Source organism: Acutalibacter muris, assembly GCF_002201475.1.
Lineage (GTDB): Bacteria > Bacillota > Clostridia > Oscillospirales > Acutalibacteraceae > Acutalibacter > Acutalibacter muris.
This window is the reverse complement of sequence record NZ_CP021422.1, coordinates 3163053-3186251: the sequence shown is the minus strand read 5'-3', so window position 1 is coordinate 3186251 and position 23199 is coordinate 3163053. Positions and strand designations below refer to the sequence as shown.

The window sequence follows — 23199 nt, the reverse complement described above, 5'->3', positions numbered from 1 at the left end:
TTATGCCCTATGATTGTGAAAACTGTGTGAAGTTCATCGGAGAAACAGCTGAAAAAACTGTTACGAAATTTTTTAGCCCACCAGAGGGCTCGTCAGGTCACGGAGTTTCCTCTCCGTGTTCCAAATATTTAGCAGCTTGTCAAAGTTCTTATCCGGCTCCATAAGGAGCTCCGCCAGCTTGTCCAGCAGCGCCATGTCCTCCTCGGGCAGGCTCTCCCCCCTAAAGAGAAGCGGCTCCATGAACCTGGGCTGGAGGACGTAGGAGATCTCGTGGTTCATCAGAGCGTGGAAATCGTACACGAGGTATCTTCCCACAGAGCGCAGGCCGTTGGTCCCAAGGCCGTCGGCATAGAGAAAACGCGCGCCGTCCGTTTTGCCGCTTCTGATATCCAGCCAGGCTTTGGCGGACCAGTCAAACTGACCGGGCTCCATGTCGTACTGGGTCACCGGCATGGGGAAACCCTCATAGAAGCCGTCCGCGTCGAAGGTGAGCCAGCGGCCCTCCTGCGGGAGCCAGACCTGGTTTATCCAGTGGTCCATGCTGTTTTCGCCGATGTACGGCGCGAAGCCTGCCCGGCTGCGGCAGGGCACTCCCTTTGCCTTATAAATGGAGGTCACCAGCACCGACACGAACCGGCAGGTGAGCACCAGCTTATGCTCCACGGCCCTGTCGGGGACGAACCCGCGCCCGTCCAGCCTGAAGAGCCCGGCGGCTATGGCAGGGGCCGTGAGGTATATGTCGTCCTGGCACTCGGAGCGATACCAGGGCCAGCGGTCCATGTCGCCATAGCGCAGGTCGAAGTTGGCGTTTTTGTTGCCCTCCCGAAGGGTCACCCGGTGGATTATCTGGTGGGATATCAGATGCCCCAGTTCAGAGGGGTCGTCCGGCAAAGACCGAAAATATTCCTCATACAGCCCCGGATAGGTGAAGGGGCCGTATTCAAGATAGTGCTTTCGCATTTCCTCTGTCATAATGATACCTCATTTCCATAAGTTTTGTCAATGGGAAAATACTGGCTCGCTTCCCCGGAGCCCGGGTCCGTAAAGTCATACACTGCCCCCGAGAGGGTCCAGCCCTGCTCCTTAATGTGCTCCAGCGCAAGGGAAAAGGCCTCCGGCCCCGCCGGGGCGACGAGATACTCCCGGGCGGGCGCGTCCCATTTCACCCAGCCCTCCGGGGCCTCTGCGCCGCTCTCGACCTCCACGCCCGCAAGGTAGAGCCCGCGGGTGAAGCCGTCCTCCCAGGGGGCAAAGTTCATGCCCATATCTGACATAAGCCCCCAGAACCCGGCGAAGGAGCCGTCGGGGTTTTTCTTTGCAAGGGGTGCGACTTGGGGAAAATTCTCGTTGGCCTGCTGCCAGAGCCGGGCGATAAACCCCTCGCCGGCCTCTGTGGAGCCAAGCCGGCCTATTACTGAAAACGCCGGCTTATTCACAATTTTGTATTCCATAGTAAACTCCCTTAATTATGATATCCAAGCTTGGCAGCTCCATCATACAAAATATAAAAAATTATGTCAATACCCCCAGCCTGTCAAATAAAGTTTGGTTTTGTCCGGGCGGCTTATTGACCTTTAGTTGGAAAAGGGGTATAATGAAATAAAAATTCAGAGTGACAGGGGTTTCAAAACTATAAAAATACTTATTATAAACGGCGGGCCCCATCGGGGCAACACCTGGCTCCTGACGGAGAAAGCGAAAGAATATCTGGCGGGCAAGTCCATCGTCTTTACTGAGGTGCACCTGTCGGACATGGGCCTGCCCTTCTGCACCGGGTGCAGCGGCTGCTTCCGTCTGGGACATAAGGCCTGCCCGCATAATGGAGCCGTCCAGCCGGTCATGGACCTGATAGAGCAGAGCGACGGCGTGATATTTTCCGTGCCCTGCTTCCAGGGGCACCTGCCCGGCATACTCAAGAACTTCACCGACCATATGGCTTTTATGCTCCACCGCCCCAGATACTTCACAAAGAAAGCTCTCATAATAAGCACCACCGGGGGAGTTATGGCCAGGAGCACCACAAAGGCCCTCTCGTCGACCCTTACCGGCTGGGGGTTCAACAGGTGCTATCAGCTGCCCGTGGCGGCCTACAGCTGGAACGACTATAGGCCCACGGAAAAGGACCTGCGAAAGACCTATAAAATAGCCGGAAAGTTCTATCGTGACGTGAGTTCCGGGAAAATGCACGTGCCAAAGGCGGGCGTGCTCATACCCTTCAACCTGTTCCAAGCGCTGACAAGCGTGAAAACGGACTACCCCACCGAAGACAACGATTTCTGGCCCAGGTATCGGGGCATGAGGTACGCGCCGGGGATACCGCTGACCCCGGGCAAGAGGCTCCTGGGCTGGCTGATATATCAGATGGGACGCGCGCTTTCAAAGTCAACAACGGTCACATATAGGAAATAATCCTATAATTTATAATCTAACCTGAAAGGGGCAATAACATGTCTTCTGTAACACCCAGGTTTCCCCACCTGCTCCATGGCGGCGACTACAACCCGGACCAGTGGCTGGACAGGCCCGATATCCTGGAAAAAGATATCGAGCTGATGAAGGCCGCGCATATTAACTGTGTGTCCGTGGCCATCTTCGCCTGGGCCAAGCTGGAGCCCGAGGAGGGGCGGTACGAGTTCGGCTGGCTGGAGGAGGTCATCGGCAACCTCTATAAGAACGGCATCTACACTGTCCTTGCCACGCCCTCGGGAGCAAAGCCCCGCTGGATGAGCGAGAAGTACCCGGAGATACGCCGGGTGGACGGCTCCGGCAAAAGGGAGGAGTCCGGCAAGCGGCACAACCACTGCTATACCTCCCCGGTGTACAGGGAGAAGGTCAAAGCCATGAACACGACCCTGGCGGAGCGTTTCGCGAAGCACCCCGGGGTGATACTCTGGCACCTGTCCAACGAGTATGGCGGGGAGTGCCGGTGCGAGCTGTGTAAGGCTGCCTTCAGGGAGTGGCTCAAGAAGAAGTACGGCGACATCAGCGCCCTCAACAAGCAGTATTGGACCGACTTCTGGGCCCAGACCTATAATAACTGGGAGGAGATAAATCCCCCAACCCCCAGGACCATGTGGGGCGCAGACCCAATCCACGGCCTGTGCATCGACTGGAGGCGCTTTGTCACCGACCAGGTGGGGGACTTTATCAAAATGGAGCGGGACGCGGTGAAGGCCGCAGACCCCTCTATCCCTGTAACCGCCAACCTGATGTACGACTTCTATTTCTATAACTACTTCAAGTGGAGGGATATCCTGGACGTGGTCTCCTGGGACTCCTACCCGGTGTGGGTGGGCAATGCCAAGGGCGACGTGGAGGAGGCCCAGAACCACGCCCTCTGGCACGACGTTATGCGCTCCATAAAGCAGAAGCCCTTCCTCTTAATGGAGTCCTGCCCCAGCGCCACCAACTGGCAGCCGGTTTCAAGATTAAAGCGCCCGGGGATGCAGCTGGCGGCCAGTATGTCCGCCGTGGGCCACGGCTCCAACTCCGTGCAGTATTTCCAGTTCAGAAAGAGCCGGGGCTCCAGCGAGAAGTTCCACGGGGCTGTGGTGGACCATGTGGGCCACGGGGATACCCGGGCCTTTAGAGACGTGGCTGAAGTGGGCGAGCGCCTGGAGCTTCTGGACAAGGCCCTTTATAACAGCGAGGTGCGCCCCGACGTGGCCATAGTCTTTGACACGGAGAACCGCTGGGCGCTGGATAACGCCCAGGGCCCCCGCAACTGCGGCATACACTACGCCGAGGCTGTCCGGGACCAGTACCGCGCCCTTTGGCAGATGGGCGTGCCGGTGGACATTGTTGACGAGGAGAGCGATATCTCGGGGTATAAGCTGGTGCTGGCCCCCATGCTCTATATGCTCCGTGCGGGCTTTGAGGAGAAGCTGAAGGCTTTCGTGAAGGACGGCGGCGCCTTAGTCGGCACCTACCACACCGGCCTTGTAAACGAGAACGACCTCTGCCACCTGGGCGGCTGGCCAGGGGGAGGTCTCCGCGAGCTCTTCGGCATATGGAACGAGGAGATAGACGGCCTGTGGGACGGGGAGGAGAACTCCATCATCACCGAAGACGGAAAGAGCTATAGGGTCACTGAGCTCTGCGAGCTGATACACGCCGAGGAGGCCAAGGTTATCGGCACCTACGGCAGCGACTTCTATAAGGGTATGCCCGCCTGGACCGTCGCTGAGTACGGTAAGGGTCAGGCTTACTATGTGGCCGCCAGGGCTGGGGTGGACTTCTATTCCGATTTCCTTGGTACCCTTGTGTCCGATCTGCAGTGCAAGCGCGCCCTGCCCGGGGAGATACCCTTTGGGGTGGAGGCCTGCCTGCGGGAGACGGACACGGAGAGCTTTGTGTTCCTCCAGAACTTCACCGGGGAGCCAAAAACCGTGGCTCTGCCCGAGGGCTGCACCGATATGCGCACCGGCCAGCCTGCGGCAAAAGTAGAGCTTCGCGGGTATGATTCTGTAACAATAGCTAAAAATATAAAGTAAAGCCTGGAAAGACCGCTGCAAAAGTTTCAACATTTTTGCGGCGGTCTTATCAGCTTTAAAATAACTTTACAAAACCCGGCTTGTTTCTCAAAATTGGATTGGCAGAAATAGGCACGTTATGCTATAATGTACGCGAGAGGAAATACTGTTGAGGCGGAAGCGGCTCCAGAGGGCCGCCCCGCGGAAAGGGAAGGCGAATTTATGGAAGAGAGAGCCCAATCACTGTTTAGCGTAGAGGACCGCGTGGCCCCCTTGGGGATAATTGCCCTTGAGGGCGCGGAGGAGCTGGGGGAGAAGATCGACGCGCATCTGGTACGCTGGGCCAGAACTGCGGGCATGGACGTGGATAGCTTCAGGCTGAAGTGCAGCTGTCCCCGCTTCGGCTCCGGGGACGCTAAGGGTATCATCGAGGAGACCGTCAGGGGATATGACCTTTACATCGTGGTGGACGTGGGCAACTACAGCCCCACATATCCCTACTTCGGCATGGAGAACCATATGTCCCCGGACGACCATTTCCAGAACCTCAAGCGCATCATCCAGGCCGCCAGCGGCAAGGCCCACAGGCTCAACGTGATAATGCCCGTGCTCTACGGCGGCAGACAGCACAGGCGGAACTATAGGGAGTCCCTGGACTGCGCCTTTGCCCTGCAGGAGCTTCAGCGCATGGGGGTGGAGAATGTGGTCACCTTCGACGCCCACGACCCCAGGGTGCAGAACGCCGTTCCCCTGATGGGCTTTGACAACCTGCGGCCCTCATATCAGGTACTGAAAAAGATGCTGAAGAGCTTCCCCGACATGGTGATAGACAGGGACGAATTTATGGTTATAAGCCCGGACGAGGGGGCCCTGGACCGAAATATGTTCTACGCCTCGGTGATGGGCGTGGAGATGGGTATGTTCTATAAGCGCCGGGACTACTCCAGAGTGGTGGACGGCCGCAATCCCATTGTGGCCCACGAGTACCTGGGCTCTGACGTGAAGGGCAAGGATGTGTTCGTGGCCGACGATATCATCTCCTCCGGCGAATCCATGCTGGATATCGCCTATAACGTAAAGAAGCGCGGCGCCAAAAGGTTCTTCTGCTTTGCCACCTTTGCCATCTTCGCAAAGGGTCTGGAGACCTTTGACAAGGCATATCAGGCCGGCGTGCTGGATGGGGTGTTCGGCACCAACCTTACATACCGCACCGAGGAGCTGAAGAACAGGCCCTGGTTCTATGAGGTGGACGTGTCAAAGTACATATCCTACTATGTGTCGGCTTTAAACCACGACATCTCCACCAGCCAGCTTATCGACCCCCACGCCAAGATGGTGGCCCTCTTGGAGAAGCGGCGGGAGGAGTATAAAAAGTCGCAGCACGAGCAGCTGAAGTTTCAGTAACCCGCCGGTATCCCCGGGAATAGTATAGGGTAAATTAACCGTATAGGGGTGAGAGCTTTGTTCAAAAGGCTCAAAGAGGATATAGACGCGGTGATGGAGCGGGACCCGGCGGCCCGATCCCGGTTAGAGGTGTACTTTCTCTACTCGGGCTTCAAGGCCGTCAGGGCCTATAGAAGGGCCAACTGGTTCCAGCGCCACGGCATGAAGTTCATAGCACGGGCCATCTCCCAGCACTCCAGAAGGAGAACCGGCATTGAGATACACCCGGGGGCCACAATAGGCCGGGGGCTCTTTATAGACCACGGCATGGGGGTCGTTATCGGGGAGACCACCGAGATAGGGGACAACTGCACCCTTTACCAGAACGTGACCCTGGGCGGCACGGGCAAGGACCAGGGCAAGCGGCACCCCACCCTGGGCAATAACGTGCTTATAGGGGCCGGGGCCAAGGTCCTGGGCCCCTTCACCGTGGGGGATAACGCCCGGGTGGCGGCGGGGGCCGTGGTGCTGGACGCTGTGCCTGCCGGGGCGACGGCCGTGGGCGTGCCCGCAAGGGTGGTGCGCATAAACGGCGAGAAGGTGCCCCAGGAGGCGGCCCAGCCCAGCCGGACCCTGGACCAGATACACGTGGCGGACCCGGTGTCCATGGAGCTTTGCAGACTCCGCGGTGAGATAGAGCGAATGGCGAAGAAATCGGCGGAGCTGGGCAAGCTCCGGGGAGAATTGGAACGACTTGAAAAGAAAGTCAACGAGCTGAAAGGACAGTAAAAGTATGAAGCTGACGAATACCCTTACTATGAAGAAGGAGGACTTTGCCACCTATGAGCCCGGGGTGGTGAAGATGTATACCTGCGGCCCCACGGTCTACGGACGGGCCCATATCGGCAACCTGCGCTCCTATATCATGGAGGATGTGCTGGAAAAGGCATTAGAATATGAGGGCTACAGGGTGGACCGGGTGATGAACATCACCGACGTGGGGCATTTGACCTCGGACGCGGACACCGGCGAGGACAAGATGCTCAAGGGCGCAAGGAAGGAGCATAAGTCCGTATTAGAGCTGGCGGATATGTACACCAAGGCCTTCTTTGAGGACTGCGCGAGGCTCAACATCAGAAAGCCCGCTACGGTGGTTCCAGCTACCACCCGCATAGAGGATTTTATCGAGATGGTGCAGGCGCTGCTCACAAAAGGCTACGCCTATATAGCCGGCGGCAACGTGTACTTTGACACGTCGAAGCTGGACCGTTACCACGTCTTTGGCAACCAGAACGCCGAGGACCTGGCCGTGGGCGTGCGGGACAGCGTGGAGGAGGACGGCAACAAGCGCAATAAGACGGACTTTGTGCTGTGGTTCACAAAGTCCAAGTTCGAGGACCAGGAGCTGAAATGGGACAGCCCCTGGGGCATTGGGTACCCGGGCTGGCATATCGAGTGCTCTGCCATAAGCCTTCGGGAGCTGGGGGAGCACCTTGACCTGCACTGCGGCGGGATAGACAACGCCTTTCCCCACCACACCAACGAGATAGCCCAGAGCGAGGCCTATTTAGGCCACTCCTGGTGCACCCACTGGTTCCATGTGCTGCACCTGAACGACGCGGGGGGCAAGATAAGCAAGTCCAAGGGGGCGAAGCTGACGGTGTCGCTGCTGGAGGAGAAGGGCTATGACCCGCTGGTATACAGGCTCTTTAATCTACAGTCCCACTACCGCAAGCCCCTGACCTTCTCCTTTGAGAGTCTTGATAACGCCGCCCAGGCGTACCAGAAGCTGACGGCCCGGGTGACGGCCCTTGGAAAGGGGGGCCAGCCGGATATGGCCAAGGCGGAGCCCTATATAGAGCGGTTCAAGGCGGCCCTGGGGAATGACTTAAACACTGCGGGGGCGCTTACGGTGCTGTATGATATGCTGAAGTCGGACCTTACCGACGCCACCAAGCGCTGGCTTGCCGGGGACTTTGACCGGGTGCTGGGGCTGGACCTGCTCAGCGGTAAGGGCGCGGAGAGCGGGAAGGCAGCGGTGGACAGCGGGCTGGCTGAGGAGATAGAGGGGCTTATCGCAAAACGCGCCGAAGCCCGCAAGAACAAGGATTGGGCGGCGGCGGACGCCATACGCGACGAACTGGCGGCAAGGCACGTGGTGGTGAAGGACACACCACAGGGCGTGCAGTGGCATATAGAGAACTAAAGGTAAAAGGTTTTTTTGACTTCACTTTGTGAAGTCCCACTTTTACAAAAGTGGCAGGGTGTGGGACAGAGTCCCACGGTCGTCGCCGTTGACTTGGCCTACGGCCAAGTCGGCCAAAATATAATGAAAAAGAAGGTAAAAACCCATGGGAATATCAGGCAAGCGGGCAATGGACCTGCTGGAAAAAATAGGCTTCACCAGGGTCGCGGGCTCCCAGGAGGAATTAAAGGCTGCGGAAATACTAAAGGCCGAGTGCGAGGAGATAGGCGTTCCGGCGGAGCTTGAGAGCTTTGAGATAGAGGACGCTGAAATCGAAACCGCCACTTTGGAGATACTTGAGCCCTATCAGGCGGAATACCCGGTGACCGGCTATAAGTGCGCCAAGAACACCTATCAGGGGGGCCTTGAGGCGGATTTCCTCTATGTGGAGGACGGCAACGAGGTGGATCTCTGTAACGCCGAGGGCAAGATAGTCCTGGTAAACGGCTTTATGCGGCTGCCGCTTTTCCGGCAGCTTATAAAGGCCGGTGTGGCGGGGATAGTCACCATGGAGGGCCAGCTTCGGGACGACAGAGAGGGCACGGACCTGTCCACCCGCAAGCTCCGGCGGACCCTTCGGGCCTTCGGCAACGTGCCCATGGTCCACACCCGGGTGCTGGACGCCATAGACATGGTGCGCAGGGGAGCGCGCAAGGCCCGGCTGGTATTAAAGAACGAGACGGTGGAGCGCACCTCTCACAACGTAGTCGCGACCATAACCGGCACAGAGAAGCCAGAGGAGATAATCTCCTTCGGGGCCCACTACGACTCGGTGGACTTCTCCAAGGGGGTCTACGACAACGGCGCGGGTTCGGTGATAAACATGGAGCTGCTGCGGTACTTTAAGGAGAACCCGCCGAAGCGCACGGTGAAGTTCATGTGGTACGGCTCTGAGGAGGTAGGCCTTGAGGGCAGCTGGGCCTATGTAAAGGCCCATAAAGAGGAGCTCTCGGACCATCTGCTGATGATAAATGTGGACGTGGGCGGGCCCATTCTGGGCCGGGACTCCGTGGCCGTCATGGCCGAGGAGGACCTGGTGAAATACATTTCCTACGCCTCCAAGATACACGGCCACTCCGCTAAGGTGGAGCAGCGGATATATTCCAGCGACTCCATACCCTTCGCCGACAGCGGCGTGCCCGCCGTGAACTTCTGCCGCTTCGGGGAGAGGGGCGCGGCCTATATACACGACCGCTTCGATACCCTTGACTTCCTGTCCGCAGAAGCTTTGGAGAAGACCGCCCGCTATGTGCTGGCCTTCTCATGGGGCATGGTCAACGCCGCCGCCTTCCCGGTGAAGCGGGAGATACCGAAGAACATCGTGGAGGAAGTTGAAAAGTACCTCTACAAGAAGGAGCTGGCCGAGGCCGAGGAGAATAAATAATATAAAAACCGGCCCTGCCGCCATGGCTTCGGGGCCGGCTTTTAGCGTTTCGGGGATTGACTTTCCTCTCCATTAGGTATAAAATTCATCTGGGAGGGATAAAACATGACACTATCGGAGGCGATTCCCGGCTCCACCTACCGGGTGGCTGGGTTAGACCTGACTACCGAGCTTTCCAGACGCTTGGAGGCCCTGGGGATGATAGAGGGCAGCGGGGTGAGGGTCCTGCGCAAAAAGCGGCGGGGGGCCATGATAATTACCGTGCGGGGCACGCGCTTCGCCGTGGGGCTGGATATTGCCCGGCATATATCGGTAAGGGAGGCGGTTTAAATGGCGAAGGAGATAGCCATTGGCTTCGCAGGGAACCCCAACTGCGGCAAGACCACCCTTTTCAACGCCTATACCGGCGCAAATTTGAAGGTGGCCAACTGGCCCGGGGTGACGGTGGAAAAGAAGGAGGGCCGCTTCAGGTTCCACGACAGCGAGTACCGTCTGGTGGACCTGCCGGGAGCCTACAGCCTGACCTGCTACACCATGGAGGAGCAGGTTACCCGCCGGTACATACAGAGCGACGAGGTGGACGTGATAATCGACGTGGCGGACGCGTCAGCCCTGCAGCGGAACCTCTACCTGACCCTGCAGCTTATCGAGCTTGGAAAGCCAGTGATACTGGCCCTTAACATGATGGACATAGTTGAAAAGCGGGGCATGGAGATAGACACCCACCGGCTGCCGGAGATGCTGGGCATCCCGGTGATACCCGTCTCGGCCCGGCGCAAGACCGGCCTTGACATACTCATGCACGCCGCCGCCCACCATGTGGATAAGCCCTCTGACGTGCCGCTTATACACCACCACGGCGGGGAGCAGAGGACCGTCACCAAAAGCACCCGCCCGGGGCATAAGCACCAGCACCACTCTGAGTACGCCATGGTATACTCGGACCTTATCGAGGACAAGATAGACCAGCTTATGGACGAGCTTAAAGCCCGCTATCCCGGTTTGCAAAACTACCGCTGGCACGCCATAAAGCTGCTGGAGGGGGATAAAGAGCTTTTGGAAAAGTACCCCATAGACCGGCCGGATGTGCTGGACCGCAGCTATGAGCAGGACATAATCAATGAGAAGTACGACTTCATCGACGAGATAATCCAGGAGGTGGTGGTGAACCGGGAGGAGCGCACCGCCGTCACCGACCGGGCCGACAATCTTCTCACCCACCGCTTCTGGGGCCTGCCCATCTTCCTGCTGATAATGGCCCTGGTGTTCTTCCTGACCTTCACCGTGGGCGACTGGCTAAAGGAGTATTTCCAGCTGGGGCTGGACTGGTTTTCAGAGGGGACGCTCTACTACCTGGACCTCTGGGGCGTTGCCCCAATGCTCACGTCCCTTATTGTGGACGGGATAATAACCGGCGTTGGCGGCATACTCACCTTCCTGCCCAACATAATAATACTGTTTCTGGCCCTGGCCTTTCTGGAGGACAGCGGCTATATGGCCCGGGTGGCCTACGTCATGGACGGCATAATGGGTAGACTGGGCCTTTCGGGCCGGGCCTTTATCCCCATGATACTGGGCTTCGGGTGCAGCGTCCCGGCCATAATGGCCTCGAGAGCCCTTGAGAACAAGCGGGACAGGTATAAGACCATGCTCATAACCCCCTTCATGTCCTGCAGCGCACGTTTACCCATCTATGTGCTCTTTTCCGAGATGTTCTTCCCCTCCCACGCCCTGCTGGCGGCCTACTCCATGTATCTTCTCGGCCTGCTGGTGGCGGTTGCCTGCGCCTTTATCATGCGGCTTATGGAGGGGCGCAGGGGCGGCGCGCACAGCAACTCACTTCTGATAGAGCTGCCTGAGTACAAGTCCCCCAGCGCCCACACCATCTTCATCTACGTCTGGGAGAAGGTGAAGGACTACCTGAGCCGGGCGGGCACCATAATCTTTGTGGCCTCCATCATCATGTGGGCGCTTATGAACTTCGGGCCCGGGGGCTACAGTGTGGACATGGCGGACACCTTCGGGTCCCTTCTGGGCCGGTGGCTGGTGCCCTTCTTCGCCCCGGTGGGCCTTGGGTACTGGCAGATAGTGGTGGCGCTCATTGCCGGAGTTTCTGCAAAAGAAGTGGTGGTCTCCAGCTGTGCGGTGCTCTTTGCCGTAAACAACGTAAACTCCGCGGCGGGCATGGCCTCCCTTTCGGCGATACTGGGCGGCATGGGCTTCGGACCGGCCAACGCCCTGGCGCTGATGACCTTCTCGCTCCTCTACATCCCCTGTGCGGCGACTCTGGCCACCATAAAGAGGGAGACTGGCAGTTGGCGGTGGATGCTGGGCACAGCCCTGTTCCAGGTGGCTGTTGCGTGGATAGTCAGCTTTGTAGTTTACCGTCTGGCGCTGCTGGTTATGTGAAAGCTGCACCATACGGTTTTTGGGAGAGATATGAAAAGAGCCGCAGCTGCGGCTCTTTAACTTTTTCCGAACTGATGGGCGGACAGCCCGGCATACAGCTTATAAGAAATCATACCTTCGGAAATTATCAATTTTATTTTCTTTATATATCTAATAAATTTTTTGCAAAAGCTATTGACAATAACAACCATCGTTATTATAATATATTTGCGCAGGCAAATATATTAAAAAGGGGGACAGATGTCACGTGAACGCAGCCTGAGAAAATTTGAAATAGCGAAAGGAGCTGCATTAAACGATGAAGAAAATACTGATGTCTTTAGCGGTGGCCCTGCTGATATCCTTATTGGCGGTTTCAGCATCAGCCGCCGGGGAGTCGGACCCTGACCTAATGCAGGAGGCTAATGACATTAACTTGTCGATCATGGAAAATATGTCCTCGATGGATTTGTCCGAGCTGGATTATGATGTCCAAGTGCGGATGTTCCGCGAGGCATATCTTGCCGCAGGGTGGACGGAGGTGAACGGTGATATAAAATCCCGTGAATCCGATATTGCCCCCGAGACCCTGGAGCTGGCCTATATGGATATAGACAAGGCCGACGGCCGGCTGCGTGAGAAAATCCTGGCCGCGCGCGAGGAGGTTATCTACAGCCATTCCTGGGTAAATGACACAATTAGTGGTGTTATGATGGCCTCTATTGACTCCAACAACCGCCAGTTCAGCATAACCCCAAAGTTCAGTGAGCTTTTCCCAGGCTGGGAGGTTCCTAAAAGCGAAGCTGCCGATGCGCCGGTCCCTGCTGGTAGCGCGGAGGAGGTTTCTGCACCTAATAAGACTGCCGGCAACTTATTAAACGGCGCTAAAGCCACAGTAAAAAACGCAGAAACTATATATAATAAGGACACGTGGATTTATAAAAATAACTCCAGCAGTGCGGCACATCCGTTCCTTACGGCTTTGCCTAAGGCGGGAGTGCTTAATATGGTAACTGCGTATGCCACTGAATTCAAGACTTCAGGTTTAACCAGTATTAATATTGGCCTTAATAATGACAAAGGTAATATTATTCCTGAAAAACGACCTAGAAAAAAGCAGTAGAAAGTGGTAAAATAGAGAGTATGGAATACATAGATTTACGAAAACTGAAAAGTGGAGAACTCAAGCAGATACGCCGGCAGGTCGTACGCCTCAAAAAGATGGGGAAAACCGGGAAAGAAATAGAGGAATTAACCGGAGTACGGCAGAGTCGCGCCAGCGAAATATGGACGGCATATAAGCGAGAGGGAGACAAAGCGCTGGAACCGAAGAAACACGGATTCCAGAAGGGGACGCATCTGCTTCTGACACCGGAGGAGCAGGCGGAAATACGGGAAACGATTGTTACCCGCCGCCCAGAGGAATTCGGCATTCCTGGGAGTCTGTGGACGCTGAAGAAAGTGTGTGCATACGTCTGGAAAAGGTATCGGAAAAAGATCTCGGACGGCAGTGTGTCGGATTATATGCGGCGCTGGGGCTTGACGTGCCAGCGTCCGGTCAAGCGTGCCCGGAAACAGAATCCTTCCCGTATCTAAAGGTGGCGGGAGGAAGAATATCCGGCCATCGACCAGCGGGCCAAGGCAGAAAATGCCGTGATTTACTGGGGAGACGAGACTGGAATCGACAACTGCTCGAACTGTGAGCGCGGGTTTGCACCCAAAGGACAGCCTCCTGTTCTGTCGGTGGAAACGAAAAGAGAGAGGCTGAATATGCTTTCCGCCCTGAGCAGGCAGGGGGACGTTCGCTTTATGATGTACGAGGATTCCATGAACCAGCAGCGCCTGATCCAATTTATGGACCGGTTGATTCGGACCTCCAACCAAAAGGTTTTCCTGATTTTGGACAACTTAAAGGTGCACCACGGGAAGAAAGCCGCAGCCTGGCTGGACAAGCATCGGGATAAAATCGAGCTGTTCTTTCTGCCGCCCTATGCTCCCGAGAGCAATCCGGACGAATATCTCAATCACGCGCTGAAACTTTCGGTCCATTCTGGCGACTTACCTCGGACCATATACGATATCCGCCATAAAACTACTTCCTTCATGCGAACATTACAACATTCTCCTGATAAGGTCTCCGCTTTCTTTCAACATAATCAGATTTCCTATATTCTTGTTCGGGGGTAATAACATAGGGTATGGGTTAAAGTATGGAATCGGTAATGGGCCAGCGGTAATTATTAATCCCTATGAGATACCTAAATTTGCTGTAAGAGCCAGCACCAACACCACTCCGGGAACAGCAAAGATGAAAGTTATCCGCGCCGATGTTGTTTGAACAGCACCAGTGCCACGGCCTTTTGGTTAGATAAGAACGGCTTTATCGAGAAGGTCATGCACAAGGTCAAGCCGGGGTCCTGGACTATCTGCCGCGAAAAGGGCAGCCGTAGTTTATGGAACGCCAATTAACTATAAAAGGAGCGGGTCATTCCGCTCCTTTTTCCATTGTATCGTATAATTGCAATTTGCGTTTTGGCAAAGGTGCCGCTTTCTGGACAGGTCCCAGCTCCGGCCCCTCCCACTGGCAAATCCGCAAATCGGCCCTTCCGTCCGGCAGAAAAGGGACGCCCTCCGCCCCCAGCATCTGCTGCTGAATTTCCTTGCCCCCAAAAGCTTGGTTACAGCACAGAGTGCCGTCCCGGTAGACTACCCGATGGCAGGGCAGCCCCTCCGGGGAGTAGGGATTCCCCCTTCGGTCAGGGCTCCGCACACCGCTGACTCATTGAGATAGTCCGCATGGGAATCCAATCCCGACTCCTCCGTGTACGAAAGGAGCTTACTATACCGCTGGGCAATATCCTTGCGGAAATCATCGTAATTACCAGCTTCAACAGCCTTTTCTTTCTCTGCTTTTAGAGCAGGATATTCCTGCAAAGCCATCTCGCAAAAGCAATCTGCCGCGCTTGACTGGATTCGAGCCAGCGGTTCTCAGAGTCGGAGTTATCAGGCGGTTAATGGGGAAAGCCCGATTTACCACACGATGGATCCCTTGTGAATACAGGTTCTAAGAATCCTCGACCAGTCTGGCTTGCGGTTCCCGCGTTGGAACCGTTTCCTCTCTAGCCCTAAAACCACCCTTGTCTCTATCTCCAAACAAGCTTTAAAGCTTTCGGTAGATAATGGTCCGCATGGTGAGGAAACAGGCCAGCCCACCTACCGCGTTGGAGATGGGCTCCGCCAAAAACACGCCCTCTACGCCAAGACCGATGGTGGGCAGCACTAGTGTAAGGGGGACTACAATCATCACCTTGCGGAACAGGGAGAAGAAAATGGCCTGCTTTACCTTGCCCAAGGACTGGAAAGTGGTCTGCCCGGCGAATTGGAACGCCATAAAGAAAAAGCCAAAGAAGTACAAATTTAGCATATGCGCGCCGGTATTCACAAGGGCAGTGTCGCCGGAGAACACCGCCATCAGCTGCTGGGGGACCAGCATGACCCCGATCCAGGCCAAAACGGTGTAGGCTACGCCCAGCAACGCCATGAACCGAATACCCTCCTTGACCCGGTCGTTTTTCTTGGCGCCGTAATTGAAGCCCAGCACCGGCTGCGCTCCAGAGGTGATCCCCATCACCGGCAAGGAGAGGATCTCCCGCACGGAATTCAGTACGGTCATGATCCCTACGTATAGGTCGCCGCCATAAGCTTGCAGCTGGTTGTTGCACACAATCTGCACCAGGCTGTTGGTCCCTTGCATAACGAAGCCTGGCAGGCCGATAGCCATAATGGACTTAGTGCGTTTCCAGTTGATCCGAATCATGTCCGAACGGAGCTTCAGAAGGGCCTTTTTGCCTGTGAGGAAGCGCAGCACCCATGCGGCGGAAAGTCCTTGGCTGATTACCGTGGCCAGCGCAGCGCCCCGCACCCCCATACCGAAGCCGAAGATGAACACAGGGTCCAGGGCAATGTTTGCCGCCGCGCCCAGAATGGTGGTGAGCATACCGGTGCGGGGAAAGCCCTGGGCGTTTATGTAGCCGTTCAGGCCGGTGGCGGCCATAGAAAAGGCTGTGCCGAAGAGGTAGATTTCCAGGTATTGGCTGGCATATCCTACGGACACTGGGCTTGCTCCAAATAGATAAAGAATGGGTTCGCGAAGCAAATAGCAAAATCCAAACAACACGGCCGAAGCCAGCATGAGTAAGGCAAAAGCATTGCCCAAAATGCGTCCGGCTTCCTCCTCGTCCCGGCGGCCCCGGGCAATGGAGAATAGCGCTGTACTGCCGCTGCCAAACAGACTGGTAAAGGCGGCGATGATCACGATTACCGGGAAAGTGACCCCCAGTCCTGTGAGGGCCATATCGCCCACTTGGGGCAAATGCCCGATGTAGATTCGGTCCACCACGTTATAGAGAAGCTGTACCACCTGAGCCACGGTGAGCGGAACGGCCTGAGCGACGATCTGCCGTTTCACTGAGCCGGTGGAAAAATCTTTGCTGCCCGTGTTCATAGTTCCTCCTGTTCTCGCAAAGTTCTGCGCCGGTTTTTCGGCTTCGGGGCCACATTTTCGTAGCTGATTTCCGCCAGACCCAGCCTTTCACCGAAAACCTCTGGAATTGCCGCGACCCATGTCTCTATGCGCTGGGGATGTCCGTCCAGGCCCGTCCCCCTTATGCTGCGATTGCTTTTTAAGTGATATGGCGGCTGCATTTTTGTCTATTTGTAATTATAGCGAAAACTTATTTTATAGTCAACACCGCCGGATAAAAGAAAAATCGGTTGACTTTTATGTAGGAACCATCGTGAAGCAAGGTAGAGGGATATGCTGTGATTTTGATAAAATATAGAGGTTAAAACTGTGTGTTTTTGCTGTATTATTTGATATATAGAGAAGCAACCTCAAAAAGCCGCGCATAAATAACTGAAAAAATTTTAGGAAAACGATTGACATATTGGAAGTATTGCCGTATACTGAAACTCAACGAGATTGCCTGTCAAGGTAACGAATAAAAGGAAAGGAGCGGTCCGCTTTTCGCGGGTTTTGTACCGCATTGGCAATTATAATGACAACACGAAGAATCAAGGCCAGCGGAAAATATCTCCTGCTGCCTTTGGCCGACCAGAAGGGGTGGTTTCCTGCTCCGGGGACTATCCAGTATTTAGGGTTGTACCAAAACGGCCGACTGCTAGAGGAATACGAGCTAAGCCTTTCGGAAAAGCCACGGGCGTGGGGCGTCCTCTATTTGGAGCGCTACGCCGGACAGGAGCTGGAGCTGCGGCTGGAGGGCGGAGAGGAGCGCCTGCTGGAGCTGCTGGAGGTTTCCGATCGAACGAGGGACGCGGCGCTTTATCAAGAGCCGGAGCGGCCGCTGGCCCATTTCACGCCTATGCGCGGCTTTATGAACGATCCCAACGGACTGTTTTACCATAGAGGGGAATACCACTATTTTGCCCAGTTGAACCCTTATGGCTTTTCGGCAGGCAACACACACTGGCTTCATGCGGTGAGCCGCGACCTGATACACTGGCGCGAGCTGCCGTATGCTCTGCTGCCTGACGAAACCGGGCGGATGTATTCCGGGGGCGGGGTGGTGGATGTGGACAATACCTCGGGCCTGGGAGTGGGGGGAGAGCCGCCGATATTTCTGTTCTATACGCCGGCCGGCAGCAAGACCCGTTGGAGCCGGGGGCGGTCCTTTGAGATCGCCGTAGCCGTGAGTACCGACGGGGGGCGGAGCTTTGAAAAGTATCCCGGCAACCCCATTGTGCCCAATCTCTCCTTTATGAACCGGGACCCCAAGGTGGTGTGGACCGGGGAATGCTGGGCAATGGCGATTTTCCTGGACAATGACCGGTATATGATCTTATATTCGGATGACCTGCTGCATTGGGAGCAAGGGGACGAGCTGCATATCCGTGGTGCGGCGGAGTGTCCGGACCTGTTTGCGCTTCCGCTGGAGGGGGACCCCGGACAGGTAAAATGGGTGCTATGGGGGTCTACGGACAGCTACCTGGTCGGCCGCTTTCATGGGCGGCATTTTGTGCCGGAGACCGACGCGGTGCAAGGTCCCAGCCACAGGGCGTATTCGGCCTACAGCGATTCTCTCCGTTCGCCTGGCGGCTATGCCGCCCAAACCTTTACCGGCGCGCCGGAGGGCCGGGTGGTTCAAATGGCCTGGGTGCGGGTTTGTCCGAAAAGCGGGCCGTTCGTGAGCTGCGCGAGCCTGCCTGTGGAACTTACCTTACGCACCACGGAGGAGGGTCCAAGGCTGTTTCAGCAGCCGATTCAGGAGGTGGGAGCCTTGTATGAGAATACCTTTGAATTCAAAAACCGGGGCCTGGAAGAGATTGAACGGATCCCGAGCCAATATTTGGGCGAGGCCATGGATATCCGTTTTCGATTTACGGTGAAGCCGGGCAAGCTGATCGCTATTTCGGTGCGGGGTATGCTAATTGTCTACGACCCGAATACCGGCAGACTTCTGCTTCCTGTGGGGGCCTATGACATCGGTCCGGTGGGGGAGGAGCTGGATCTGCGAGTAGTCACGGACCGCTGTTCTGTCGAGGTGTTTGCCAACGAGGGGCGCTTCGGTATGGCAATCGCGGCGATCTTGGATCCGAACGATATCTCCCTCCGCCCGGTATATTTGGAGGCGGGGATAGGAATTGACCTGGAGCTGCACCGGCTGGGGAATATGTGGAGTGAGGAGGCCCCCGCTGGCTCATAGCGCAGCCGCGTATAGTTCTGGTCTACAGCTGATAGGAGTGAAGACCTCCTGCGCCCGCGTTTGGGCACGACTGGCGGCAATCGCTTTCACAGCACAAATCCGCTATAAATTAAGTGCTTTCAAATCTTATAAAAATAGAAAAGAGGTAACGGAACATGACCGAGAACATCTATCCATCTGCGAAACTGAACTGTGCTATCACCGACACGTCCGCCAGTTTTGACCCCCAGCTGCCTCTGGGGAAAGAGGCGGGCACTGCTCTGGCCTTTGAGGGAAAGCCTCTGCCGCCTGGAATTTGTGTAACAGAGGACGGCAAGATGGTCCTTAGCTTTCTTGCGCCACAAGCGGCTTCCGTTTCAGCAGAAGTCCACCGCCAGCGCTATGAGTTGGAGAAAGATATTGACGGCCTTTGGACCGCTGTGGTAGAGGGCGGCACAGGCGGCTTCTGCCCGGTAGCGTTCTATGTGGACGGCGCGGAGGTGCTGAACCCCATGGCACCTATCGGTTTTGGTGCGTCCAGGCCCATCAACTACGCGGACATCCCCCAGCCGGATCGGGATTTCTTCCTATACCGGGAGGAGGTGCCACACGGCTCTGTGACCCAGGAATACTACCCCTCCAAGGTGGCCGGCTGTGTCAGAAGCTGTCTGGTCTATACGCCCCCTGGCTACATGAAAGGCGGCCGGGAGGAATACCCGGTATTGTATTTGCAGCATGGCCACGGCGAGAACGAGCAGTGCTGGGTGCACCAGGGCCGAGCCAACTTCATCCTGGATAACCTGATTGCCCAAGGGAAAGCGGCGCCTTGCATTGTGGTGATGAATAACGGCATGGTGCAAAAGGTAGAGGACGGATTGCGGGTGCTGGATATTGAAAAGCTGACCGATGTACTCCTTCAGGACTGCCTTCCCTTTATCGAGTCCCGCTACCGTGTGCGTACGAGCAAATGGGACCGGGCCATGGCCGGACTTTCCATGGGTTCCATGCAGACCAGCGTTACCACGCTCAGCCATCCGGAGCTGTTTGGCTACGCAGGCGTGTTCAGCGGTTTTGTCGCTTCGCATAAGGGACGCTATCAGAACAGCCCCCACCTGGCGGAGTTGGACAATAAGGAGAAGTTTGAGCAAGATTTCAAGGTGTTCTTCCGGGCTTGCGGCGATACGGATTTTGTAGCGCTGGACAGCTTTAAGCGTGACGGGGAGTTGTTTGCAGAGAAAGGTCTGGCACCCGGTGAGAGTAAGGCCCATATCGAGAAGATTTATATTGGGGAACACGAGTGGAACGTGTGGCGGGAGTGCCTGCGGGACTTCGCGCAGCTGATCTTTAAATAAAGGGAAAAAGGGGCGGTGTATCGTCCCTTTTTCAGAGCCTGTTCATGCAAGTGGGATATTCAGATTTTCAAAGAGGATTTATCGGGTTTCAGACAAAAAGTGCAGGAATCGGGAGGTTTTATGGTCTCGTGATTCTTGAAGTTCTTTTTCATGCGGAACCAGGCAAAATCCGCTGAAAAGATGGGTAGAATTACTTTGTGTGGGCAGGCTCTAGTCTTCGAGGTTTTAGGCGATTGACAAATTTAAAGATGTGTATTATTATATAATTAGGATTTTCGGTCTGGGACATTTTGGCGCGGGCCGTTTTTGGGGTGATAATTGTTGGCTACCTTAAAAGATGTGGCAACCAAAGTGGGCGTATCTGTGACAACGGTATCCCGGGTGCTGAACAACCGGGGCGCGATCAGTCAGGAGACTCGAGACAAGGTGTTCCAGGCGGTGAAAGAGCTGAACTATTTTCCCAACGAGATGGCCCGGTCGCTCTCCAACAAAAACAGCCATCTGCTGGGGCTTATTGTGCCGTATATCGCCCATCCGTTCTTCAGCAAGCTGACGGATTCCATTGAGCAGGCCAGCTACCGCGCAGGCTATAAGCTAATGCTCTGCACTTCGGGACAGGACCCTCAGCGGGAGATGGAGAGCTTTTCCATGTTATGCGCCAATAATGTGGCGGGCGTGATGATATGCAGCCGGATCGAGGAGGCGGCCAGCTATTTTAAAAACGATTTCCCTATTGTGAGCATTGAGCGGACCATTCCGGACATCCCGTCGGTTTCCTGCGACAACTACAAGGGCGGGGCGCTGGTTGCCCGAGAGATGGCAGAAAGCGGCTGTCGGCGCGTGCTGCTGTTTGGCAACCAAGTTTCAGAATATCTGCCGTCTTATCTGCGCTATCAGGGGTTTTTGGAGGAGTGCGGCCGGTTGGGGCTGGACGCCGGGACCTATTTTATCGGCGCGGAGGACTTGTTCGCGGAGGGGCTAAGCGATGATATCGCTGCGGTTTTCCAGGGAGGGCCGCAGCCGGACGGCATTTTTGCCACTAGTGACGTGCTTGCCGCCCGGCTTATCAACTGCCTGGGCAGCGTGCGGGAAAAGCTGCGGCGGCTGGTGGTGGTGGGGTTTGACGGAATCGATCTTTCCGACTACTGCGGAATTAGCACGGTGGTGCAGCCTATCCGTGAGATGGGCAGCTTGGCAGTGGATATTCTGCTGCAGCGTATTGAGGGCAAAATGGTGCCGGATCGTTCGGTGCTGCCGGTGGCTTTCCTGCGGCGGAACAGCTCCGGGCCGGGGGCAAGCGTTATTAGATAGATGCAGCGAAATTTGCGGGACAGCCTCGGCTGTCCCGCTTTTTTGCGCCAAATTTCCGCGAGATACGACAATCGGTTGCGCGATTCGACGTGAATCTTACAGCGTATTTCTATATCGATTCCCATTTTTTTCACATTTAAAGGAGAATAGATACTAAAAGTTGGTCGAAAAAGCAAAAAACCTATTGACATTTTGCTAGTGCCGTGCTATATTTATCTTGCGCATTAAGTTTAACGTTTGCGCAAATGGTACCAGGAAAGAGCGCTCTTTCCTGTCTCCTCCCAAATGGGAGGAGACAATTGCGGCTTGAAAATAAAAAGCAGGCCGTAAAACATACTTTAGGAGGTAAAATTATGACGAAACGCATTTTCGCACTCCTGCTGGCTCTGACTCTTGTTGTTACCCTGTTCGCAGCTTGTGGTGGCAACAATGAAAGCTCCACCGCCGGCGGAGACAACAGCACTTCCAGCAAGAACGACAGCTCAGAAGCTTCTGGCGAAGATTCCAAGACCAGCACGGACGACGGGGACGTTCCCACCATCAGCCTGATGGTTACCTGCGGCGCCACCCCCGCCGACACTGCCGACATTGAGGCCGCTCTCAGCAAGATTACCCGCGAGAAGATCGGCTGCAATGTGGAGATCATCACCATTGAGATCGGCAACGCGACTCAGCAGATGAACCTGCTGCTGGCTGGCGGCGACGACACCCTGGACGTTTTCTATGCCGGCATTGGCACCAGCTTTGTAAACGTAGCCAGCCAGGGCCAGGCCATGGAGCTGGACAGCCTTATGGAGCCCTATGCCGAGGAGATGAAGAAGGCTCTGGGCGAGAACGTGTACGAGTCCGGCCGCATTAACGGCAAGCTGTACGGCGTGGGCCGTCTGCTGGACCAGGCTTCTGTGCCCTGCTTCACCATCCGCGCCGACATAGCCGAGGAGTTCGACTATAAGAATGGCGACAAGATCAACCTGGAAAAGCTGACCGAGCTGTTCCAGAAGGTTCATGACAAATATCCCGACACCCCCATCATCGGGCCGAACAACGGCGCGCCCAACATCGGCGACAGCCGCGTGGACAGTTTGGGCGATGGCAACAAGCTGGGCGTGCTGGGCAATATGGGCCAGGATGAGACGGTCATAAACTACTATGAGAGCGAGTATTACACCGAGCTGGTAAGCTACTTCAAGAAGTGGAAAGAGATGGGCATCTATATGCCTGACCTGCTGAACTCCACCGAAGCCCCCGTGGACTTCATCCCCACCGGCAAGTGCTTCGGCTGCTTCGCGGGCCACTTCAGTGCCGAGATGAACGGCATCTGGTCCAGCAGCAACTTTGGTGTGGACTGCGCTTCCCTGCAGATCTATGAGGACACTGTCGCGGTAACACCCGGCGCTTATGGCTGCATTAACCCCGCCACCAAGAATCCTGAGAAAGCCGCCGGCCTGCTGTACCTGCTTTCTACCGACGCCGACGTGGAGAACCTGCTGATCAACGGCATTGAGGGCCAGCACTATCAGGTGCTGGAGGATGGCACCGCCACCTATGTGGACGGTCAGGACATCACCACGGTAGGCTGGTGCTTGGGCTACTCCTGGGCGAACCAGAACTCCACCCTCTCCATTCCCTTTGAGTATCCCGCCGACTACTTTGACCAGCTGCTGAACGCCAATGCCAGCGCCAAGCAGTCAAAAGCTTTTGGCTGTCAGTTTGACCTGACCGGTGTTTCCGACGCGGTTTCCGCTTGCACCAACGTGGTCAATCAGTATGCCAACCCCTTGGCCGCCGGTTCTGTGGAGGACTTCGACGCCACCCTGGCGAAGTTCCAGGAGGACCTGAAAGCCGCCGGCATTGACGAGATTATCGCCGCCCGTCAGGAGCAGCTGGACGAGTTCCTGGGCAAATGATTTATATTTCATGGATTGCCGAAAATGAGATAAAGTGAACCTTGCGATATAGGCAG

21 protein-coding genes and 1 pseudogene are annotated in these 23199 nt (G+C 55.9%); 17 read left to right on the top strand and 5 right to left on the bottom strand.

Annotated features, from left to right (window positions below; all coding sequences use genetic code 11):
- Positions 1-72: 72 nt before the first annotated feature.
- Both ADH66_RS16195 and ADH66_RS16190 read right to left on the bottom strand, forming a co-directional pair.
- Positions 73-972: a transglutaminase domain-containing protein gene (locus ADH66_RS16195; protein ID WP_066538715.1), complete on the bottom strand. Its 900-nt coding sequence runs from the start codon at positions 970-972 to the stop codon at positions 73-75.
- A complete protein-coding gene (locus ADH66_RS16190) occupies positions 969-1451 on the bottom strand; it encodes a GyrI-like domain-containing protein (protein ID WP_066538716.1) in 483 nt (160 codons plus the stop codon). Before ADH66_RS16190 ends, ADH66_RS16195 begins: the two co-directional genes overlap by 4 nt.
- Before the next feature lie 127 nt (positions 1452-1578).
- On the opposite strand from ADH66_RS16190, the gene ADH66_RS16185 reads away from it, so the two are divergent.
- From ADH66_RS16185 to ADH66_RS21380, 13 genes and pseudogenes are all read left to right on the top strand, one after another.
- The gene (locus tag ADH66_RS16185; RefSeq protein WP_084384417.1) at positions 1579-2409 is read left to right on the top strand and encodes a flavodoxin family protein; all 831 of its coding nucleotides are present in this window, start codon (positions 1579-1581) and stop codon (positions 2407-2409) included.
- A 38-nt stretch (positions 2410-2447) separates the two neighbouring features.
- Complete coding sequence (locus ADH66_RS16180; RefSeq protein WP_066538717.1) at positions 2448-4493, top strand: beta-galactosidase; 2046 nt, start codon at positions 2448-2450, stop codon at positions 4491-4493.
- A 201-nt stretch (positions 4494-4694) separates the two neighbouring features.
- Positions 4695-5876 (top strand): ribose-phosphate pyrophosphokinase, encoded by a 1182-nt coding sequence (locus tag ADH66_RS16175; RefSeq protein WP_066538718.1) that lies wholly within the window; start codon positions 4695-4697, stop codon positions 5874-5876.
- A 57-nt stretch (positions 5877-5933) separates the two neighbouring features.
- A complete protein-coding gene (gene epsC / locus ADH66_RS16170; RefSeq protein WP_066538719.1) occupies positions 5934-6644 on the top strand; it encodes a serine O-acetyltransferase EpsC in 711 nt (236 codons plus the stop codon).
- Between the two features lie 4 nt (positions 6645-6648).
- The gene (gene cysS, locus ADH66_RS16165) at positions 6649-8061 is read left to right on the top strand and encodes a cysteine--tRNA ligase (protein ID WP_066538720.1); all 1413 of its coding nucleotides are present in this window, start codon (positions 6649-6651) and stop codon (positions 8059-8061) included.
- Positions 8062-8206: 145 nt separating this feature from the next.
- A complete protein-coding gene (locus tag ADH66_RS16160; RefSeq protein ID WP_066538722.1) occupies positions 8207-9484 on the top strand; it encodes a M28 family metallopeptidase in 1278 nt (425 codons plus the stop codon).
- 105 nt (positions 9485-9589) lie between these two features.
- The gene (locus ADH66_RS16155; protein ID WP_066538724.1) at positions 9590-9814 is read left to right on the top strand and encodes a FeoA family protein; all 225 of its coding nucleotides are present in this window, start codon (positions 9590-9592) and stop codon (positions 9812-9814) included.
- Positions 9815-11893 (top strand): ferrous iron transport protein B, encoded by a 2079-nt coding sequence (feoB, locus tag ADH66_RS16150; protein WP_066538726.1) that lies wholly within the window; start codon positions 9815-9817, stop codon positions 11891-11893.
- Complete coding sequence (locus ADH66_RS20205; RefSeq protein ID WP_157130658.1) at positions 11845-12144, top strand: hypothetical protein; 300 nt, start codon at positions 11845-11847, stop codon at positions 12142-12144. The genes feoB and ADH66_RS20205 overlap by 49 nt, the downstream gene beginning before the upstream one ends.
- A gap of 47 nt (positions 12145-12191) precedes the next feature.
- Positions 12192-12995 carry a hypothetical protein gene (locus ADH66_RS16145; RefSeq protein WP_066538727.1) on the top strand — a complete coding sequence of 268 codons (804 nt, stop codon included), beginning with the start codon at positions 12192-12194 and terminating at the stop codon, positions 12993-12995.
- A gap of 20 nt (positions 12996-13015) precedes the next feature.
- On the top strand, positions 13016-13468 hold the full coding sequence (locus ADH66_RS16140; protein WP_084384191.1) for a winged helix-turn-helix domain-containing protein: 453 nt from the start codon (positions 13016-13018) through the stop codon (positions 13466-13468).
- A 21-nt stretch (positions 13469-13489) separates the two neighbouring features.
- Positions 13490-14059 (top strand): annotated as a pseudogene (locus tag ADH66_RS16135) (IS630 family transposase); the annotation flags it as partial.
- Between the two features lie 147 nt (positions 14060-14206).
- The gene (locus tag ADH66_RS21380) at positions 14207-14341 is read left to right on the top strand and encodes a hypothetical protein (RefSeq protein WP_257789544.1); all 135 of its coding nucleotides are present in this window, start codon (positions 14207-14209) and stop codon (positions 14339-14341) included.
- A gap of 16 nt (positions 14342-14357) precedes the next feature.
- On the opposite strand, the gene ADH66_RS16130 is transcribed toward ADH66_RS21380, so the two are convergent.
- The 3 genes from ADH66_RS16130 to ADH66_RS20715 all read right to left on the bottom strand — a co-directional run bounded on the left by ADH66_RS16130 (position 14358) and on the right by ADH66_RS20715 (position 16576).
- A complete protein-coding gene (locus tag ADH66_RS16130; RefSeq protein WP_084384418.1) occupies positions 14358-14642 on the bottom strand; it encodes an MGMT family protein in 285 nt (94 codons plus the stop codon).
- 390 nt (positions 14643-15032) lie between these two features.
- A complete protein-coding gene (locus ADH66_RS16125; protein WP_066538732.1) occupies positions 15033-16376 on the bottom strand; it encodes an MATE family efflux transporter in 1344 nt (447 codons plus the stop codon).
- On the bottom strand, positions 16373-16576 hold the full coding sequence (locus ADH66_RS20715; RefSeq protein WP_207653005.1) for a hypothetical protein: 204 nt from the start codon (positions 16574-16576) through the stop codon (positions 16373-16375). Before ADH66_RS20715 ends, ADH66_RS16125 begins: the two co-directional genes overlap by 4 nt.
- Positions 16577-16929: 353 nt before the next feature.
- Here ADH66_RS20715 and ADH66_RS16120 point away from each other — a divergent pair, with 353 nt between their 5' ends.
- The 4 genes from ADH66_RS16120 to ADH66_RS16105 all read left to right on the top strand — a co-directional run bounded on the left by ADH66_RS16120 (position 16930) and on the right by ADH66_RS16105 (position 23143).
- A complete protein-coding gene (locus ADH66_RS16120; RefSeq protein ID WP_157130659.1) occupies positions 16930-18594 on the top strand; it encodes a glycoside hydrolase family 32 protein in 1665 nt (554 codons plus the stop codon).
- Between the two features lie 155 nt (positions 18595-18749).
- Entirely contained in the window at positions 18750-19925 is a 1176-nt protein-coding gene (locus ADH66_RS16115; RefSeq protein ID WP_066538735.1) for an alpha/beta hydrolase, read from the top strand.
- Between the two features lie 339 nt (positions 19926-20264).
- Positions 20265-21236: a LacI family DNA-binding transcriptional regulator gene (locus ADH66_RS16110; protein WP_257789543.1), complete on the top strand. Its 972-nt coding sequence runs from the start codon at positions 20265-20267 to the stop codon at positions 21234-21236.
- A 353-nt stretch (positions 21237-21589) separates the two neighbouring features.
- Positions 21590-23143, top strand: a complete 1554-nt coding sequence (locus tag ADH66_RS16105) for an ABC transporter substrate-binding protein (RefSeq protein WP_066538737.1) — start codon at positions 21590-21592, stop codon at positions 23141-23143.
- Positions 23144-23199 lie beyond the last annotated feature (56 nt).

Coding starts and splice junctions, on each gene's coding strand:
- ADH66_RS16180 (WP_066538717.1), top strand. CDS start 2,448: ATGTCTTCTGTAACACCCAGGTTTCCCCACCTGCTCCATGGCGGCGAC.
- ADH66_RS16145 (WP_066538727.1), top strand. CDS start 12,192: ATGAAGAAAATACTGATGTCTTTAGCGGTGGCCCTGCTGATATCCTTA.
- ADH66_RS16125 (WP_066538732.1), bottom strand. CDS start 16,376: ATGAACACGGGCAGCAAAGATTTTTCCACCGGCTCAGTGAAACGGCAG.
- ADH66_RS20715 (WP_207653005.1), bottom strand. CDS start 16,576: ATGCAGCCGCCATATCACTTAAAAAGCAATCGCAGCATAAGGGGGACG.
- ADH66_RS16115 (WP_066538735.1), top strand. CDS start 18,750: ATGACCGAGAACATCTATCCATCTGCGAAACTGAACTGTGCTATCACC.
- ADH66_RS16160 (WP_066538722.1), top strand. CDS start 8,207: ATGGGAATATCAGGCAAGCGGGCAATGGACCTGCTGGAAAAAATAGGC.
- cysS (WP_066538720.1), top strand. CDS start 6,649: ATGAAGCTGACGAATACCCTTACTATGAAGAAGGAGGACTTTGCCACC.
- ADH66_RS16120 (WP_157130659.1), top strand. CDS start 16,930: ATGACAACACGAAGAATCAAGGCCAGCGGAAAATATCTCCTGCTGCCT.
- ADH66_RS16190 (WP_066538716.1), bottom strand. CDS start 1,451: ATGGAATACAAAATTGTGAATAAGCCGGCGTTTTCAGTAATAGGCCGG.
- ADH66_RS16195 (WP_066538715.1), bottom strand. CDS start 972: ATGACAGAGGAAATGCGAAAGCACTATCTTGAATACGGCCCCTTCACC.
- ADH66_RS16140 (WP_084384191.1), top strand. CDS start 13,016: ATGGAATACATAGATTTACGAAAACTGAAAAGTGGAGAACTCAAGCAG.
- ADH66_RS16155 (WP_066538724.1), top strand. CDS start 9,590: ATGACACTATCGGAGGCGATTCCCGGCTCCACCTACCGGGTGGCTGGG.
- feoB (WP_066538726.1), top strand. CDS start 9,815: ATGGCGAAGGAGATAGCCATTGGCTTCGCAGGGAACCCCAACTGCGGC.
- ADH66_RS16175 (WP_066538718.1), top strand. CDS start 4,695: ATGGAAGAGAGAGCCCAATCACTGTTTAGCGTAGAGGACCGCGTGGCC.
- ADH66_RS16105 (WP_066538737.1), top strand. CDS start 21,590: ATGACGAAACGCATTTTCGCACTCCTGCTGGCTCTGACTCTTGTTGTT.